The sequence below is a fragment of the Microcoleus sp. N9_A1 genome (genome assembly GCF_036701795.1).
In the GTDB taxonomy this organism is placed as follows: domain Bacteria; phylum Cyanobacteriota; class Cyanobacteriia; order Cyanobacteriales; family Microcoleaceae; genus Microcoleus.
The window spans coordinates 1-17,552 of the sequence record NZ_JAUBRI010000040.1; the positions used below are offsets into that span (position 1 = coordinate 1).

The following is a 17,552-nucleotide window of genomic DNA, read 5'->3' on the forward strand; positions in this document are numbered from 1 at the left end:
CAAGGTTTCATCCTATTTTACCTCTTGCAAGTCTACCCCCTTGACAATTTGCACTTTTTCTTAACTTGTCACAAATGGGTTTATCCCCGCCGTCTGGGCCGAATTTTTGACTCCGCAGGTGGCTTTATTTTACCTGATGCTAACCTCACAGCACCTGATGTTTCTTTTGTCCGAGCCGCACGTCTCAGGCAAAGTCCCCGTTATTTCGGAGAATTAGTCCCAGATTTAGTAGTAGAAATTAAATCACAGAGCGATCGCATTAAACCGCTCGAAAAAAAGATTCTGAATTTTATTGCACTCGGAGCACAAGTAGGAATTCTGATCGATCCAGACGAAGAAACTGTAACAGTTTATCGTCAGGAAGGTGAACCGCTTGTGTTGGGAAATGAAGATATTTTGACTGTAGGCGAACTTTTTCCTGGTTGGGAATTGCCAATTTCCCAACTGTGGCCACCAATTTTTACTGAAACAGAAACTCAAACTGAAGCATAATAAAGTTTAGGCAGGTTTCACACTGCAAGAAATGCGAAAACCCTCTCTTCTCTTCCTCTGTGATCTCTGCGTTCTCTGCGGTTAAAAAAAAACTCATTTACAAATCGGCGTTGCGGATTTAGGGTATGAAAGACTAAATATGCAAATCATAGAAACCATTATCCACAAAGCTTCTGGATTTTCAACTTATTTTTTTTCATACCCTGATTAAGCAACGCCTCAACCAGACATGACATAAAAGCTCGATCGACTATCCACACAATCAAGCTGGCGTACCGAGAATTACCCACTGCATTAACTCTTGCCACTCGGGAGATTGAGCTAATAAATCTGCATCCAATTCATTTCCCGCATCCTGCGAAAACTCGGCGAAAGCTTCCGCCCAATTAATTACTGTTTCCACAGGCAAATAAGGCGCATAATTCCAAGAACGCTGCAAAAACTCTACCATCTCAACAGAATGACCGGTGCGGTACAAATACCAAGCAATCCAAACTAAGGTACTGTACTTGATTTGCTTTTCCAACAAACGTATTTTATCCGGCAATTCGGGGCGGGCAAAAAAATTGTCCATGACTGCGGCGAGGGATTTAGCCTGGGGTAAACCTTTGTACATGGCGCTTTGTTCGTGCTGGCGGTAGCAAACAGTTACTTGCTGCAACCACTCTGCTTCGCATCCCATTAAGGCTAAACGCAGCACTAAATCTGTATCTTCTGCCGGGGGAAATCGAGGATCAAATCCGCCGGCGCGCTCTAACCACTGACGGCGAAATACCATCGCGCTGGGTAATACTGGTTTCCACCGCAGCCACATTTCTAAGTCTAATTTAGGGACATTTTGCCAGGGTTTGACATCTTTTAGCGGTTCGCCTATACTATTAACTAGACGCCAGCCGCTGTGGACTATTCCTAAATTTGGTTGCGCTGCAAATACAGCGATTTGTGCTGCTATTTTGTCTGGTAAGAAGTAGTCGTCCGCATCAAGAAAGGCGATAAATTCTCCTCGCGATAGCTCGATGCCGTGATTTCTGGCCATCGAAACTCCTTGATTTTGTTGGTAAATGTAGCGAATTCGATCGCCATATTTCTCTAAAACTAATTTGGTATCGTCTCGGGAGCCGTCGTCTACGACAATAATTTCCCAGTTAGCATAGGTTTGGTGCAGAACGCTATCTACGGCTTGGCCGACGTAAGCAGCGCAGTTGTAAGCCGGAATTACTACGCTCACCTGCGGGGTGCGATCGCTCATAATTAATATCAAGTTTTATGGATTATACCATTTTAGATTTTAGATTTTAGATTTTAGATTTTAGATTTTAGATTTTAGATTAAAAAACTGGAAATGACTGATGAGCGTCGGGCTTGGAACTTGCCTACAGTTGCATTCTTTTTGTCAACTGGTTGGAACTGGTATTATAATCCATACGCGCTGAGCTGGTTTACGGAAATCCCGGCTTTGAAAGCAAGAAAAACCATGCAGCCGCCCCTACAAGATTTATTGGTAAAATCCGGTGGCGTGTTTATTTTACAATACTTATCGGGTGCCCCGGAGGCTCACGCACCCGATAAGTGACGCTTGATGATCATAATTTGGGTTCAAGAATTTGCCAGGGTAAGTTGTCGTGAATGGAGTAAATCATGGGGGCGAATTGCGAAAGGGTAGCGATCACCTTTTACCTTCAAATACTTGTCAACTATTTGCAGAACCTGTTCGGGATTGGCTGGCTTGCTCAAAAAATCGGAAGCACCTGTCAATTTCGCCCGGGTGCGGTCAATTATACTGTCTTGACCGGTCAAAAACACGATCGGAGTTTCCCGAAAAGCAGGTGCTTTTCGCAAAAAATTGCACAAAGCAAAGCCACTTGTCTTCGGCATCACCACGTCCATAAAAATTAAGGCAGGCTTTTGTTTGGCGAGGAGGCCCACTCCCTGCATGGGATCTTGAATTTTTAGGACTCGATACCCCTCCGGCAACAAAATTTGCTCTAAAAATTCGCATACTGTCGGACTGTCATCGATACAGGCAATCAAAGGGCGACCCGGCCCTGCGATCGCCGCGGCCAGGCGCCACTGTTCTATAGGCGACGGCAAGTCTGGTACTGTTCGGAAATTTACTAAACCCTGTTTGATGTAATTAACTAAAGCGCGAGTTGCCACTGTCACGCACTGCTTTTTCTTAAATGCAATATCCCAAAGAGTATTCTCGCCGTTGAATACGTTACCCAAAGCGATCAAAGAATTAGAGCTAAATCGATTTTGCTGCAACTGGGCCGATGCTTTTAAAAGTGGTGCTTGTTCTGGATCTACCAGCCACAAACCCATTCCTTTCCACTTCTGCCAAATTTCTTCTGTACAACATAGAACTTTCTCTACTTCTGTTAAAGACAGCAGCAAAGAAGAGGTAATGGTAGAAAAATATTTCTGGGACGGACGCCACTCTCGGCGTAAACCCGATTGACCGATCAGAGCAAATAACACTTCGGAAAGGCTGCTGTGGACGATCGCCCTAGCTTGTTCCAGACTCATTTCGCTGGCTGCTACCCCTCGCTGAAGCAGTTGATATTCCCACAGTTCTCCAGCATCCAGGTTTCTGAGATCCACTTGAAAGTTTCGACAGTGTTGCCCGATCGCCCTGTACCAGCGCCTCGATCTGTGCGCTCCTCCTGTGGCATACACCAAACAACCCTGAAAAAAGTAAAGTTGCCACTGTTGTTCCCCTTGCTCTAACAGCAGTTTCCCCGTTGCTTGTTTCTGGCTGAGTACAGCCAGAGTATGGGACAACATTTTGTATCCAATTGCGGTAGCAGACATATCAACTCGCATCCCCTGTACTCTGTTTGTACCATTATATAGCTGCAGAGTTTTGAAAGATAACAGTGATATTACTGAATTTGGGTTAACAAAAACCACTAATTGTGCGAATTTAACCCCATCAGGGAGTGATTCCCCTCAGTAGTTTTAGCCATGAGGATGCAACGCCTATTTGCACTATTAACTAATTACTAAAATCCGGCTTCTAACTAATAACTAATTGCCCTCGCTATCTTTGGGAGGTACTGGATCGTAACCCCCAGCATGAAAAGGATGACAGCGCAAAATCCGCTTAACTGCCATTGAGCTGCCGCGGGCCGGCCCAAATCTTTCTATTGCTTCGATCGCGTATTGCGAACAAGTTGGCTGAAATCTACAGGCGTTAGGCAGGTAAGGAGAAATCCCCATTTTGTAGCCTCGGATTAATCCGATCAGCAATATTTTCACAATTTTTACCTCAGCGTTGGATTAGATTAATAGCAAAATCTGGTCCCATACCGCTGTAAGCTAGGTGAATCGAGAGCATTCCCAGCGGTTAGAGTTCCGCTAACTTTTAGTACCAATTATACCTATTTTTATTTTTATTTTAGATAGCTACAGCACAATTTGAGGAGATAATATGGTACTTGTCTCTGAGTTCGCTACTTGACCGATACCTAAAAAATTACCGTCTTGATCGTACACCTGTAAGGGATAGGGAGGTTGTGGTATTGGGTTGTGGGGGGGATTGGGGCTACTTTCCTCCTCTGGCCCGATCGGCGTTTCGGGAATCGGGAGGCGCTGTCCTTGAAACCAGCGTTTGGTATATTCAGGGGAAAGGACGATCGCGCCTAAATGTCCCAAAACCGCCGATGGCAAAATTGGGCAGAATTTATTTTCCTGCAATTGCAGTTCCAATTGTTCAAAACTGAGACTTTGGTCGATCGAAAAACCGCTACTTTCGGTGCGAGTCAAACAAGCCAAAGTACCGCCTGCATTCAACACCGCACCCAAATCCCGCGCGATCGCCCGAATGTAAGTACCCGCCCCGCAAGCGATCAACAAATCCAATTCAGGAAAATCCCCCGGCCGCCAATCCAAGATTTCCAGCCGAAAAACCTCAACATTTCTAGCAGCAACTTCGACCGTTTCGCCTTTTCTTGCTAACTCATAAAGGCGTTTTCCTCCCACCTGAACCGCACTAAAACTCGGCGGGAATTGCTCGATTTTTCCTAGAAATTTTGGCAGTGCAGCTTGCACTTTTTCTAAACTCAACTCCGGCACCGGTTGAGAATGGATAATTTCTCCTTCTAAATCGTCAGTAGCAGTAGTTAAGCCAAACCGAATCGTGCCTCGGTAAGCTTTATTGTGTTGGAGATATTGCAGCAGTCTGGTTGCTTTGCCCAGGGCGATCGGTAAGACGCCAGTCACAGCAGGATCGAGGGTTCCTCCGTGTCCGACTCGCTTGAGTTGCAATAGCCGGCGCACTCGCCCCACGCAGTCGTGAGATGTCATGCCCGCAGGTTTGTTGAGATTGAGAAAACCGTCAGTAGTCATTAGGAAGAAGGAAGAAGGAAGAGGGAAGAAGGAAGAGGGAAGAATGCAACGGGCAATGTATAGGATTTAACTTATACAAGGAAGCAGGAAAAAGGAAGATGAAAAGTTTTGAGATTGCTTTATTTGGGAATACAAAAGCTAACGTTACTCACAATGCGACAGCGGTTTTGAGTTAAAAAGTTCAACCTTAAAAACTTAAAACTAAAAAGTACCCGCCAGCCCAATTACCAATTCCCTATTAGCCATTACCCATTAAAAAATAAAGTCCGCCTGACTGATAGAAGAGGGGGCAACTCCGAACAAAGTAGCCAGAGTTACCTTGCTGTCTATAAGCTGAATAATTGTACTCGGCGAAGTTCCAGACCCAGCGGAAGTGATGAGTTTGTTAAAAGTGAGGCCGGCAGTCAAGCGAATTCGATCAGTACCATTAGTAAAATCTATAATCACATCCCCCTCTGCCGCAGACCCGATCGCAAAAGTATCGTTTCCGGCGCCGCCAGTTAAAGTATCTGCGCCGCGATCGCCCGATAAACAGTCATCGCCGATGCCACCAAACAGCGAGTCATCGCCGGCACCCCCAAAAAACGTGTCATTACCCGCGCCGCCCAACAAAGTATCGGTGTCTTGGTTGCCAAACAGCAAATCATTACCCTCGTCGCCGCTTGCCGAGTCAGCACCTTTGCCACCGTAGAAAGTATCGTCGCCCACGCCGCCCAAAACGCTGTCGCGGCCGGCACCGCCGAACAGTATGTCATTACCAGCGTCGCCCAGCAGTGAGTCATCGCCGTCGCCGCCGTAGAGGGAATCGTTTCCCCCTAAGCCCAAAATGCTGTCAGGGCCACCCAAACCAAATATCAAGTTAGCGCCCGCAGTACCCGTGAAGGAGTCGGGGCCGCTGGTTAAATTCCTGCCCCCAGGTGTCCCTCCGGGACTGGTACCGCTGGTGGGGGTTGGGGTTGTGACGGGAATTGGTACAAGTGGCACTGCTGATGGCATGATTTTGAAGATGGGTAGAAATTTGCAATTCTAACTTAACTTAAAAGCGGAAGTTATAACCTCGCCAACCGCCGAGATGAGAAATATCGATCGCACCCGCCACAGCATAAGATTCGCACAAAAAGCCCTGCACCGTAGAGCCATCCTCCAACACCAGCGTACCAATTCCCAAGGGCGGAGGAATTTTAGCGACAAATCCGCCAAAAGCCCCGATCGACAACTCCCAAACTTCCACCTCGATCGCACTACCGCCCTCTATCTGACGCACCAATCCCGGCTTGCCGATCGCAGTCCCCGTCAAAGCGTACAGCTTGTAAATCGGGCTAGTACGGCAGGCGCGCACCAAAATACCTCCGAGCTCGATTAATTGATAATTCAGCGGCTCACCGCTCAAATGAGCGCCAACCACAGCTATTTTGACTCGTTCTTCTGAGGGAAATTTGGCTGCGCTGGCGGGTTCCGGGAGGGTGGGCAGCGGTAGACCGGTTGCGCCCAAAGTTCCCCCCAAGCTGGCGTGGAAAGCAGAGCCCAAGCGGCAGAGGGATAAATCGTGCCACGCAGGAGCCATCAGCGTCAATCCTGCGGGCAATCCGCTGCTTTGAAACCCGCTGGGAACTGCGATCGCGCACAAATCGAGCAAATTTGCAAAGTTCGTGTAGCGCCCGAGATTGGTGTTGAGGGCGATCTGCGCGGCTGCAACTTCAGCCACAGTATAAATCGTACCTGTGGTCGGTACCGCCAAAACATCCATTGACTGCCACTGAATTTCTGCTTGCTGGCGGAGTTCGGCCAACCGGTACGACGCGCGGTAGGCCGAGACAGCATCGTAGCGTTTGCCGCCGCTGATAATCTCGTACACGATCGGATCGATCGCATCTGGGTGCGCGTCGAGGAAATCGCCGATCGCGGCCAACCTTTCTGCTACCCAAGGCCCGCCGTAGAGCAATTTGGCAGCCTCCGCAAAGGGTTTGAAGTCAATAGGTGCGATCGTGCAGCCCAAAGATTGCAAGCGCGCGATCGCTTCTCGGTAGCGCTGTTCGGCTTCTGCATTCCGGAAAAATTCAAGTTCGCCGTCTGCGGGAACTCCCACCCGTAAGCGGAATAAATCCGGCAAAACTTTCGTTTCAGGGTGGCGAGAAAACGCATCCTCAGCGTCAAAACCGCTGGCTACTTGCAGCACGGAGGCCGCATCCGCACAGGTGAGAGCGAACACAGAAACGCAATCGAGCGATCGCACTGCCGGTAGTAGGCCGCGAGTGCTGATTGATCCGCAACTTGGCTTCAGCCCGACAATGTTGGTAAAAGCAGCGGGAACCCGCCCCGATCCTGCGGTATCGGTACCCAGAGCAAAACTCACCAATCCGGCCGATACTGCTGCGGCGGAACCGGAACTCGATCCGCCTGGGATGTAGCGCCGATCGAACGGATTGCGGCAAACTCCATAGGGCGTGCGGGTTCCCACCAATCCCGTGGCAAATTGATCCATGTTTGTTTTGCCGATCGCGATCGCACCTGCGGCACACAAACGCTCTACAACTGCGGACGATCGCCCTGGAGTGCGAGCAAACTGCGGACATCCCGCCGTAGTGGGAACGCCCGCCCAATCGAGATTATCTTTGATCGCAAAAGGTATCCCGTAGAGCGGCAATTGTTGCGGGTCTAGGCTTTCCAAGGCTTTGGCGCGTTCGAGAGTTTCCGCCTGCGGTGCTAAATAAATCCATACTGCTGGATCTGCATAGCGTTCGATCCGATCGTACACGCTCGCGATCGCATCTGCAGGCGCGAGCGAGCCGGTGCGGTAGCGATCGAGCAGCGAATGAATGTCGAGACTGTTGCTGTAGTTAAGTTTTTCCATAATGCACCGTCAGTCGATTTTAGATTTTAGATTTTAGATTGAAGAGTTGACTTCATATCAATTCCGGTTATATGGGAATGATTTAACCGCAGAGAACGCAGAGAACGCAGAGGGAGATAAGAGTGAGATGAATAGTTCCCATGCTAAGGGATTTGAGAGCACAGGCTGTGTTTGGCGATCGTTATTGCAAATAGAATGTTAGTTTACCGCATTGTCGATATTGTCGATATTGTCGATCGTATTCGCATCCAGTCTAGGGCGATCGAAGTATTTATCAAAAAATCTTCAATCCTGGCCTTGCTGGTGCAAGTCTGTGTGCCCGTAAACTTCGCGATTTCCAACCGCCGGGTTTTATCCTCCAAAAACTTTAATTCTACAAATCCGAGAAAAGCTCTTTTTTGTAACATTCTACACAGTTTATCATCAAGCTTGCTGTTACCGTTTGAAACGTAGCAATCTAGTAAGATTGCACGCTACAGTATGCTTACCTTTCAAAAAGCTAAGCGCACTGCTGTTACCGACAGTCTCGCATAACTCTTTGGGTTGCAAACAGGATTTATACAGACAATAACCGAAAAATTTAACCGCTTCTAGGGTTCCGATTTGAATCAGTTTCTAACTTTGTTTAGACAGTTCGAGTGCTGGTCCGAGAGAAGCAGACTGGTCATCCCAATATTATATTAATTTGAGGGGAACACTAGCCAGTTACACGGCGGGATAAAAGCCCGGGAGAAACGCGATCGGTCAGCAAGGCTCGGTTCGTTAACTCTCGGGCTTTATCCTTGTATATCAAGGGTTTGCGGGAGCGAACAAAGCCAAGAAAGGTGCAAAAGCTCGATCGACATATTCACCTCTAACCAGCAACCAGAATATGCTATGAATATCCGATATTACTCCCCAAAAATAACGCGATCGCCCCTATCCTACTGCGCCATATTTTTCATTACCTTGTTTTTCGCTGTTGGCTGCGTCAACCCGGCAATTTACATCAAAACCACGACAGAAACAGAAGCAGCTTCTTCAGTAAGTGCTGATGCAGTTAGCCTCGGATTCAGCGCGTGGCCAGGCTGGTTTCCGTGGCAAATTGCCAAAGAGCAAAAGATATTTGAAGCCAACAATGTTGCAGTAGACTTAAAATGGTTTGACGGCTACTTAGAATCTATCAGCACCCTCACCGCAGGACAGATAAATGCTAACAGCCAAACCCTCGGCGATACAGTAAACTCTATATCAGGTGGCGCCGACCAAGTAATTGTTTTAGTCAACGACAACTCGACGGGAAATGACAAAGTTATTGTTGCCGAAGGCATCAATTCCGTTGCCGATTTAAAAGGGAAAAAAGTGGCAACCGAGGAAGGTACAGTCGATCACTTTTTATTGCTGTTAGGGCTGAGAAAAGCAGGTTTATCAGTGCGGGACATTCAATTTGTACCGCTGGAAACCGGCAAAGCAGCGGCAGCTTTCGTAGGAGGGCAAGTCGATGCGGTGGCAGTATTTGCGCCATTTACCACGCAAGCATTAAAACGATCGAACAGCAAGGAACTGTTTAGTTCCAAAGATTTTCCGGGGGCGATTTCCGACCATTTGGTATTCACGCGAAAGTTTATCAGCGAACACCCCGATCGCGTGCAAGCCCTGGTCAATTCATGGTTTGCAACATTGGAATACATGAAAGCAAATAAAGAGAAATCTTACGAGATTCTAGCCAACCGCGCCGGAGTTAGCGTCGAGGAATACAAAGAATATGAAAATGGCACTAAGATATTTACGATCGAGGAAAACTTGAAAGCCTTTCAACCGGGAAATGACATGACATCATTGCAGTTTGCGGCGGCCGAAATGACTAAATTTCTGGTCGATGTAAATTTAGCAAAAACCCAACCAGATATCAGCACATTATTTGACGATCGTTTTATAAAAGCTTATGCCGAAGGTAAAAGCTAAAAGGCATAATTTAGGATTGTGCAGACACAAAAAACCGTAAAAAAAATACTTTTTATAATCCCCAAAATCTACTCCAATTACTCGCCCAACCGTTCCGCAGTTAAATCATGCCACCAAATCCCGATCCGCGATCGATCCAATCCCACCTCAAGCAAAAAAGCCTAAATCCCACCGTTTTCTGGCGGATTGCGGAAGAGATACCACAACCCCTCAATATTGGGTTAACCGTAACATCGATCGCACTGCCGCTGCTGCTGTGGTGGCTAGTAACAACCTTCGCCAACGTAGACCCCAAATTTTTGCCTTCCCCCGGCAAAGTTTTAGAGGCATTTGGTCGGCTGTGGAACACTCGCGAACTTTTGAAAGACACGGTAGCGAGTTTGTGGCGGGTGGGAGTGGGCTTTCTGTTCGCCTTGGTTTTTTCCATACCAATTGGCGTGCTGATGGGCAGTTTTGCCAGTATTCGCGCCTTGCTGGAACCCATGTTCGGCTTGATGCGATATATGCCCGCACCAGCATTTATTCCCCTATTAATTCTCTACTTGGGAATCGGGGAAGAACCCAAAATAATGCTGATATTTATCGGCGTCTTTTTCTTCAATTCGCTGATGGTGATGGATACAGTCAAGTTTGTTCCAAAAGACTTGATCGAATCTACTTATATGTTGGGCGGGAATCGCTGGGAAATCCTCACTCAAGTTATTTTTCCCCACGTTTTGCCGGGGATTCTTGATGCTAGTCGCATCAACTTAGCTGCGGCTTGGCAATTGGTAATCGTCTCGGAATTGATTGCCGCAACCGAAGGCTTAGGCCGCCGGATCAGCGTCGCCGGTCGATTTCTCCGAACCGATGAAATTTTTGTGGGGCTGATTGTCATTGGGGCGATCGGACTGACTTTTGACTTGCTTTTTCAATATCTGCTGCGGGTTTCTTGTAAATGGTCAAGTCAGAAACAGTAAGCAGATGTTAAAAGTCAGAATGGTGTCATTTTTTTACTTACAACACAGAGGATAAACTCATGTTTCTACAAATCAACAACCTGCACAAAAACTTTGAAACGAAAAACGGTAAATTAGTTGTCCTCAAGGACATCAATATGAGCATCAAGCAAGGCGAATTTATCTGCGCGGTAGGCGCATCCGGTTCGGGCAAATCTACTCTGTTGAGGCAGATTGCGGGATTGGACAAGCCGACAACAGGGGAAGTGAAAATTGATGGCAAGGAAGTTGTTTCGCCTGGGCCGGATCGAGGTATGGTATTTCAGCATTACACTCTTTATCCTTGGATGAACGTGCAGGAAAATGCCGAGTTTGGCCTCAAACTTCAAGGCGTGTCCAAGAAAAAGCGGCGCGAACAAGCCAGCTATTATTTGAGTGTGGTAGGATTGACGCAGTTTGCTTCGTCGCTGCCGAAGGAATTGTCGGGCGGGATGAAACAGCGGGTGGCGATCGCCCGCGCCCTCGCTTCTGAACCTAAAGTGTTATTAATGGATGAACCTTTCGGCGCATTGGATATCCACACTAAAGAATCGATGCACGAATTCATGCTCGATTTGTGGCGCCGCACTCAGATTACAATCTTTATGATTACCCACGATGTCGAAGAAGCGGTGTTTCTTTCCAATCGGATTTATGCTTTGGGCGCTCGTCCAGGTACAGTGAGAAAGGAAATGTCGATTAATTTGCCCGATCGCACTCCCAGCATTAAACGGCACGCCAAATTCCACGATTACCGCGACGAACTCATGGATTTGATGCGGAAACACGGACAGGAAGCAGTTGCAATGGCTGCTTAAATAGAAATAGGTTTGTAGTTGGACTTTTTGGGCGGGCAGGATGCCCACCCCACAAGAAAACTCACTCTTTGTGGAACGGGCATCTTGCCCGTTGTTGAGAATGGTGCAAGATGTAAACGGACAGGAAGCAGTTGCAATGGCTGCTTAAATAGAAACAGGTTTGTACTTGCACTTTTTGCACCCGCGCCAACAGTACAACGGTCAACCTAAGTAAGTGGAAACTTAACATCTTGCACCCTTGTCAATTACCTATTTAGGAACGGGCAAGATGCCCGTTCCACAAAACTCAATTTTATTGTGGAACGGGCATCTTGCCCGTTCTTGAGACTGGTGCAAGATATCAGTGAAAATAAATATTACTTTGGGAGAGGGCGGGTTTGGCCGCTACAAAATACTATTGTTTTATTTCGCTGACCTACCCAAATACATCAAGAGGAACTTATGGTGCAACTATCATCGATCGACACAAACTCACAAATCGATTCAAGCCTCGTATTAATCGAAGAAACCGTACCGGGCGGCGCGTACTGGTCGGGAGTCATCAAGCGGGGAAACACCCTGCGAATCACCGATTTAGAAGGCTCTCGCGGCGTTTCCATGCTGTGCTACAACGCCGACAATGCGATCGAACGTTTCAACGCAGCAGACACCGCCAAAATTCAATTCAACGCCTTTCTCAAACAAGGCATGGCGATCTACACAGACATGGGGCGCATCCTATTTTCCATCACCCAAGACACCTCCGGCTGTCACGATTTGCTAGGAGGATGCAGCAACGCCATTAGCAATGCCAAAAAATACGGCGAAGGAGACTGGAAAAACTCCCGCGACAACTTCCTCAAAGCCCTAAGTCGGTGGGGATTGGGCAAAAAAGATATCATGCCTAACCTCAACTTATTTACTCGCATTGCCGTCAAACCAGACGGCACGATGGAGTTTCGCGAAGGCTGCGAAAAACCGGGTAGTTTTATCGATTTGCGAGCCGAGATGAACGTATTGACCATTATCTCGAATTGCCCCCACATCCTGCATCCGGGTTCAACTTACGACGATCCAAAACCCATCCAAATTCAGATTGTCAAAACCCCCGCACCCGCACCAGACGACTTGTGCCGCACCGCCAACCCGGAAGCAGTGCGCGGGTTCATCAACACTGATGCTTTGTTCGTGCAATAGACTCGATTCCAGCACTCAATCTTGTCCGCACCAATCTGCGGTAAAAAATTCTGCAATTCCATCACAAAAAGTGAACCATGACTGCAACTAGCCAACAAATCCTCGCTCCAGAAACAGCAATTTATAACGAAGTTTTACCAGCCAGACATCCCTGGTCCCGTGTCATCAAAAAAGGACAGATTCTCCGCATTGTAGATTTAGGCGGAAATCAAGCAGTAGATTTTTTAGTTTACAATGCCGATGACCCTTCCGAACGCTACAGCGCTCCCGATACGATCGTCAATCAAGGCAACATCTTTGTCACTACAAACAGCCAACTCATTTCCAACGAAGGGCGAGCCATGATGACCATAGTTGCTGACTCCTGCGGGCGGCACGATACCTCCGGCGGCGCCTGTAGCTGCGAGAGCAATTCGGTGCGGTTTGGGCTAGATAAAAAATACCAGCACGCCTGTGTTGAAAATTTCCTCGCCGCAATTCTTCCCCACGGTTTGGGTAAGCGAGATTTAGTCAGCAATATCAACTTCTTTATGAATGTTCCGGTTAGCGAAGACGGCACGCTTGAAATTGTTGACGGCATCTCTGATCCGGGAAGTACAGTAGATTTGCGAGCCGAAATGAACGCGCTGGTTGCTATTTCTAACTGCCCGCAAATGAACAATCCTTGCAATGCTTACAATCCTACGCCGATTCAGTTGATTGTTTGGGATTCTGTGTAAATGTAGGGTTGGCACTGTCTCCGCAATCTTTTTAGGGGCGGTATCTCGTGAATTGGTGTCAACAAAGACGTTAAACGTACTACGGATCTGCTGTCTGACGATTAGGGTTCGATCCCCCCTAGCCCCCCTTAATAAGGGGGGGGACAAGAGCGCTCAAAGTCAACCCCTACTCCCCTTAATAAGGGGGAAGAGCGCTCAAAGTCAACCCCTACTCCCCTTATTAAGGGGGAAGAGCGCTCAAAGTCCCCCTTATTAAGGGGGATTTAGGGGGATCGAGACTGGGCTACCAGCAAGAAATACGGAGGGTTTCAGCTTTAAGTTGACACCAATGGCTCTCGTGCTCACCCCACAAGAAAATTTAATGTTTGTGGAACAGGCATCTTGCCTGTTCTTTAAGGTAGTACAAGATGTAAAGAGACACCAATTACCAATTACCATTAACAATTATCAATTACCAATTACCTAAATGTTTAACAAAGTTTTGATTGCAAATCGCGGTGAAATTGCCTGCCGAATTATCCGCACGCTCGATCGCCTCGGAATTGCATCGGTAGCAGTATATTCTGAAGCCGACGCCCGCGCCAAGCACGTTTTCGCCGCCAGCGAAGCCGTTTGTATCGGTGCAGCCGCCGCAGCCGAGAGTTATTTGCGGTTCGATCGCATTCTCGAAGTTGCGCGCCAAACAAAAGCTCAAGCTATCCATCCGGGTTACGGCTTTTTGAGCGAAAATGCTGAATTTGCCGAAGCTTGTGCAAACGAAAATATTGCATTTATCGGCCCGACTCCGAGTCAGTTGCGCTGCTTCGGATTGAAGCACACCGCGCGGGAAATAGCCGCTGCAAATCAAGTGCCGCTAACTCCCGGAAGCGAACTTTTAGGAAGTTTGGAGGATGCGGAAAAAGCGGCTGGGGCGATCGGCTATCCGGTGATGCTCAAAAGTACCGCAGGCGGCGGCGGCATCGGTTTGCAGGCTTGTTTTGGCGATCGAGATTTGGCAGAAGCATTTGAAAAAGTACAGCGTTTGAGTCAAAGCAATTTTAAACAAAGCGCAGTTTTTTTAGAGAAATACATTCAAACAGCTAGGCACATTGAAGTCCAAATCTTTGGAGATGGCAAAGGCAATGTCATAGCCTTGGGCGAGCGAGATTGTTCGGTGCAGAGGCGCAATCAAAAAGTAATAGAAGAAACCCCCGCCCCTGCTATTAGCGACGAACAGCGAAATCAGTTGTACAGTGCAGCCGTGCGGTTGGGAAAAGCGGTAAATTACCAGTCAGCCGGTACTGTTGAATTTGTATTTGATGTCGATGCGAAACAGTTTTATTTTTTGGAAGTCAACACGCGCTTGCAAGTCGAACACGGCGTTACTGAAGCTGTCAACAACATCGACCTCGTTGAGTGGATGGTAAAACAGGCTTCGGGAGATTTGTTTCCCCTGGAAGAGTACCGCTATCGGCCGCAGGGACACTCAATTGAGGTGCGAATTTATGCGGAAGATGCCGGCAAGAATTTTCAGCCGAGTTCCGGGTTGCTCAATCAAGTTGCGTTTCCCGAAAACGTCCGCTGCGACAGTTGGATAGAAACCGGCACGGAGGTTACTCCTTTTTACGATCCGCTGCTAGCCAAAGTAATCGTTTGCGGGGATAATCGAACGCAGGCGATCGCTCAACTCAAAGCTGCTTTAGATGCCAGTGAAATAGCGGGAATTGAAACTAATTTAGATTACCTCCGCCAGATTTTGGACGATTCCCGATTCAGCCGGGGCGAACTGAGCACGCGCTTTTTAAACTCTTTTGAATACGCACCTTTAACGATCGATGTATTGGATGGGGGAACCTACAGCAGCATCCAGGATTATCCGGGGCGGATTGGCTATTGGGATGTGGGCGTGCCGCCTTCTGGGCCGATGGATCATCTGGCATTTCGATCGGCAAATCGTTTAGTAGGAAATCCCGAATCGACAGCAGGATTGGAATTCACAGCTACAGGTCCAACTCTGCGCTTTAATGCCGATACAGTTATTAGTTTGACTGGTGCAATTATGAAGGGAACACTAAACGGTGAATCGGTGCCGTTTTGGACAGCAATTCCCGTAAAAGCTGGCAGCATTCTCAAGTTAAAAGCCATTCAAGGCGACGGCTACCGCACTTATTTAGCAGTCAAACACGGCTTTAATGTCCCCGATTATTTGGGCAGCAAATCAACTTTTGTACTGGGCAAATTTGGCGGACACGCGGGCCGCACGCTGCGTCCGGGAGATGTGCTTAAACTGCTTCAAACTGCCACTCTGGAAGCGGAAATATCTTTGCCTCCGGAACTAATTCCCACCTACAGCAATAATTGGGAAATCGGCGTTTTGTACGGGCCTCACGGCGCGCCGGATTTCTTTACTGAGTCAGACATCGAAATGTTTTTCTCTACAGAATGGCAGGTGCATTACAACTCGACGCGGACGGGCATTCGGCTGATCGGCCCGAAGCCCACCTGGGCGCGTCAAGACGGAGGAGAAGCGGGTTTGCACCCGTCTAACATTCACGATAATGCTTACGCGATCGGCACGATCGACTTTACGGGCGATATGCCTGTAATTCTCGGTCTTGACGGCCCGAGTTTGGGAGGTTTTGTGTGTCCTGCTACTATTGTGCAGTCGGAATTGTGGAAAATCGGGCAACTGAAACCGGGGGACAGCATTCGCTTTCACTGTTTGAGTTTTGCTGAAGCTTTGCAGCGGGAAATAGCACAAAATAGGCAACTTACTATTTTTTGCTTGCCTGTTTTTGGGGAAAATGCGGAGGAATTGCCCGCAGTTCCAGCTTCTCCTATTTTGCACGAAATTCCCGAATCTCCGGGACAGGTTGCTGTTACTTACCGTCAAGCTGGGGATAAATATATTCTAGTTGAATACGGCCCATTGGTGCTGGATTTAAACTTGCGTTTTCGGGCGCACGCCTTGATGGAACATTTGAAAGCAAATCCGTTACCGGGTGTTATCGAATTAGTGCCGGGAATGCGATCGCTCCAAATTCACTTTGAGGGCAGCCAGATTTCGCAACAGCAGCTAATGCAGGCGCTGATTGCGGCGGAGGCGGAACTTCCGGCGATCGAGGATTTGGAAGTGCCGGCGCGAATTGTGCACTTGCCTTTATCTTGGGAAGATGAATCGACGCTGTTGGCCATTGAAAAATATATGCAGTCTGTGCGATCGGATGCACCTTGGTGTCCCAGCAATATTGAGTTTATTCGGCGCATAAACGGGCTTGACAGCATCGAACAAGTCAGAGAAATTGTATTTAATGCTAGCTATTTAGTGATGGGTTTGGGAGACGTTTATTTAGGCGCGCCCGTCGCCACTCCCCTCGATCCGCGCCACCGTTTGGTTACTACTAAATACAATCCCGCCCGCACCTGGACTCCTGAAAATGCAGTTGGCATTGGCGGCGCGTATTTGTGCGTTTACGGGATGGAAGGGCCCGGAGGTTATCAATTTGTCGGCCGCACGGTGCAAATGTGGAATCGCTTCAAACAAACGGCGGATTTCCAGTCTGGTAAACCTTGGCTTTTGCGCTTTTTTGACCAAATCAGATTTTATCCGGTTTCCCATGAGGAATTGCACCGCTGTCGGGAAGCATTTATCGAAGGGAAGTTTAAATTAAAGGTTGAGGAAATCACTTTTAATTTGAGAGAATACAATGAGTTTTTGCATTCTATTGCTAACAGTGCGGCTGAGTTTAAAGCGCAGCAGCAGGCCGCATTTAATGCAGAGCGCGATCGCTGGGCCGCATCCGGGGAATTTGAAGCTGAATCTGCCGCAGAATCCTCGGCGGATGTGGCTTCTGAAACAGTGGCGGAGGTTACTTTGCCGATCGGTTGTGAGGCAGTTGTCGCCCACGTTTCGGCCAATGTTTGGCAGGTACTGGTTAATGTTGGAGATGTGGTTGCAGAGGGCGATCGCCTATTAATTTTGGAAGCGATGAAAATGGAAATTGCTATTACTGCTGATGTGGCCGGCACTGTTGCCGAGTTGTTTTGTGAAAAGGGGCAAACGGTGACAGCAGGACAAATTCTAGCGGCTGTTAAACCGAATTAATCCCTCTGTTGTCAGTTCGGGGACAGTAGAAAGCTAAGCAACAACTAAATCTGTAACTACTCGGCGTTGCATAATTGCGGGATGATTTTGATTGTTTTGTGCGATCAGTTCCTGAGATCGTCCGATGTATTTTCACCGCAGGCG

General features: G+C 48.0%; 15 protein-coding genes and 1 riboswitch. Of the genes, 9 read left to right on the forward strand and 6 right to left on the reverse strand.

Annotation, left to right across the window (positions count from 1 at the left end):
- On the forward strand, nt 1-492 hold a 492-nt coding region (locus QUA58_RS18615), incomplete at its 5' end, for a Uma2 family endonuclease (protein ID WP_333395211.1).
- 262 nt (nt 493-754) lie between these two features.
- Here QUA58_RS18615 and QUA58_RS18620 read toward each other — a convergent pair.
- Nucleotides 755-1,741, reverse strand: a complete 987-nt coding sequence (locus tag QUA58_RS18620) for a glycosyltransferase (protein WP_333395212.1) — start codon at nt 1,739-1,741, stop codon at nt 755-757.
- A gap of 93 nt (nt 1,742-1,834) precedes the next feature.
- On the opposite strand from QUA58_RS18620, the gene QUA58_RS18625 reads away from it, so the two are divergent.
- A complete protein-coding gene (locus QUA58_RS18625; protein WP_333252038.1) occupies nt 1,835-2,065 on the forward strand; it encodes a hypothetical protein in 231 nt (76 codons plus the stop codon).
- A 23-nt stretch (nt 2,066-2,088) separates the two neighbouring features.
- Here QUA58_RS18625 and QUA58_RS18630 read toward each other — a convergent pair whose 3' ends face one another.
- The 5 genes from QUA58_RS18630 to atzF all read right to left on the reverse strand — a co-directional run bounded on the left by QUA58_RS18630 (nt 2,089) and on the right by atzF (nt 7,690).
- Entirely contained in the window at nt 2,089-3,303 is a 1,215-nt protein-coding gene (locus QUA58_RS18630) for a response regulator (RefSeq protein WP_333252037.1), read from the reverse strand.
- A 216-nt stretch (nt 3,304-3,519) separates the two neighbouring features.
- Nucleotides 3,520-3,750, reverse strand: coding sequence for a membrane protein insertion efficiency factor YidD (gene yidD, locus QUA58_RS18635; RefSeq protein ID WP_333252036.1), 231 nt, complete (start codon nt 3,748-3,750; stop codon nt 3,520-3,522).
- Nucleotides 3,751-3,897: 147 nt separating this feature from the next.
- Nucleotides 3,898-4,839: a tRNA pseudouridine(55) synthase TruB gene (truB, locus tag QUA58_RS18640; RefSeq protein ID WP_333395213.1), complete on the reverse strand. Its 942-nt coding sequence runs from the start codon at nt 4,837-4,839 to the stop codon at nt 3,898-3,900.
- Nucleotides 4,840-5,091: 252 nt separating this feature from the next.
- The gene (locus tag QUA58_RS18645) at nt 5,092-5,835 is read right to left on the reverse strand and encodes a calcium-binding protein (protein ID WP_333252034.1); all 744 of its coding nucleotides are present in this window, start codon (nt 5,833-5,835) and stop codon (nt 5,092-5,094) included.
- A 40-nt stretch (nt 5,836-5,875) separates the two neighbouring features.
- On the reverse strand, nt 5,876-7,690 hold the full coding sequence (atzF, locus tag QUA58_RS18650) for an allophanate hydrolase (protein ID WP_333395214.1): 1,815 nt from the start codon (nt 7,688-7,690) through the stop codon (nt 5,876-5,878).
- A gap of 195 nt (nt 7,691-7,885) precedes the next feature.
- Here atzF and QUA58_RS18655 point away from each other — a divergent pair, with 195 nt between their 5' ends.
- The 7 genes from QUA58_RS18655 to uca all read left to right on the forward strand — a co-directional run bounded on the left by QUA58_RS18655 (nt 7,886) and on the right by uca (nt 17,408).
- The gene (locus QUA58_RS18655) at nt 7,886-8,143 is read left to right on the forward strand and encodes a hypothetical protein (protein WP_333395215.1); all 258 of its coding nucleotides are present in this window, start codon (nt 7,886-7,888) and stop codon (nt 8,141-8,143) included.
- 126 nt (nt 8,144-8,269) lie between these two features.
- Nucleotides 8,270-8,424: riboswitch (guanidine-I (ykkC/yxkD leader) on the forward strand.
- 142 nt (nt 8,425-8,566) lie between these two features.
- Nucleotides 8,567-9,634: an ABC transporter substrate-binding protein gene (locus QUA58_RS18660; protein WP_333395216.1), complete on the forward strand. Its 1,068-nt coding sequence runs from the start codon at nt 8,567-8,569 to the stop codon at nt 9,632-9,634.
- A gap of 107 nt (nt 9,635-9,741) precedes the next feature.
- On the forward strand, nt 9,742-10,593 hold the full coding sequence (locus QUA58_RS18665; RefSeq protein ID WP_333395217.1) for an ABC transporter permease: 852 nt from the start codon (nt 9,742-9,744) through the stop codon (nt 10,591-10,593).
- A 59-nt stretch (nt 10,594-10,652) separates the two neighbouring features.
- Nucleotides 10,653-11,429, forward strand: a complete 777-nt coding sequence (locus tag QUA58_RS18670) for an ABC transporter ATP-binding protein (protein WP_006630934.1) — start codon at nt 10,653-10,655, stop codon at nt 11,427-11,429.
- Nucleotides 11,430-11,870: 441 nt separating this feature from the next.
- A complete protein-coding gene (locus QUA58_RS18675) occupies nt 11,871-12,605 on the forward strand; it encodes an urea amidolyase associated protein UAAP1 (RefSeq protein WP_333395218.1) in 735 nt (244 codons plus the stop codon).
- A gap of 77 nt (nt 12,606-12,682) precedes the next feature.
- Complete coding sequence (locus QUA58_RS18680; protein WP_333395219.1) at nt 12,683-13,324, forward strand: urea amidolyase associated protein UAAP2; 642 nt, start codon at nt 12,683-12,685, stop codon at nt 13,322-13,324.
- A 466-nt stretch (nt 13,325-13,790) separates the two neighbouring features.
- Nucleotides 13,791-17,408, forward strand: coding sequence for an urea carboxylase (uca, locus tag QUA58_RS18685; protein ID WP_333395220.1), 3,618 nt, complete (start codon nt 13,791-13,793; stop codon nt 17,406-17,408).
- The last annotated feature ends 144 nt before the right edge of the window (nt 17,409-17,552 follow it).

Coding starts and splice junctions, on each gene's coding strand:
- atzF (WP_333395214.1), bottom strand. CDS start 7,690: ATGGAAAAACTTAACTACAGCAACAGTCTCGACATTCATTCGCTGCTC.
- QUA58_RS18665 (WP_333395217.1), top strand. CDS start 9,742: ATGCCACCAAATCCCGATCCGCGATCGATCCAATCCCACCTCAAGCAA.
- truB (WP_333395213.1), bottom strand. CDS start 4,839: ATGACTACTGACGGTTTTCTCAATCTCAACAAACCTGCGGGCATGACA.
- uca (WP_333395220.1), top strand. CDS start 13,791: ATGTTTAACAAAGTTTTGATTGCAAATCGCGGTGAAATTGCCTGCCGA.
- QUA58_RS18625 (WP_333252038.1), top strand. CDS start 1,835: ATGACTGATGAGCGTCGGGCTTGGAACTTGCCTACAGTTGCATTCTTT.
- QUA58_RS18675 (WP_333395218.1), top strand. CDS start 11,871: ATGGTGCAACTATCATCGATCGACACAAACTCACAAATCGATTCAAGC.
- QUA58_RS18655 (WP_333395215.1), top strand. CDS start 7,886: ATGTTAGTTTACCGCATTGTCGATATTGTCGATATTGTCGATCGTATT.
- QUA58_RS18645 (WP_333252034.1), bottom strand. CDS start 5,835: ATGCCATCAGCAGTGCCACTTGTACCAATTCCCGTCACAACCCCAACC.
- QUA58_RS18660 (WP_333395216.1), top strand. CDS start 8,567: ATGAATATCCGATATTACTCCCCAAAAATAACGCGATCGCCCCTATCC.
- QUA58_RS18670 (WP_006630934.1), top strand. CDS start 10,653: ATGTTTCTACAAATCAACAACCTGCACAAAAACTTTGAAACGAAAAAC.
- QUA58_RS18630 (WP_333252037.1), bottom strand. CDS start 3,303: ATGTCTGCTACCGCAATTGGATACAAAATGTTGTCCCATACTCTGGCT.
- QUA58_RS18620 (WP_333395212.1), bottom strand. CDS start 1,741: ATGAGCGATCGCACCCCGCAGGTGAGCGTAGTAATTCCGGCTTACAAC.
- QUA58_RS18680 (WP_333395219.1), top strand. CDS start 12,683: ATGACTGCAACTAGCCAACAAATCCTCGCTCCAGAAACAGCAATTTAT.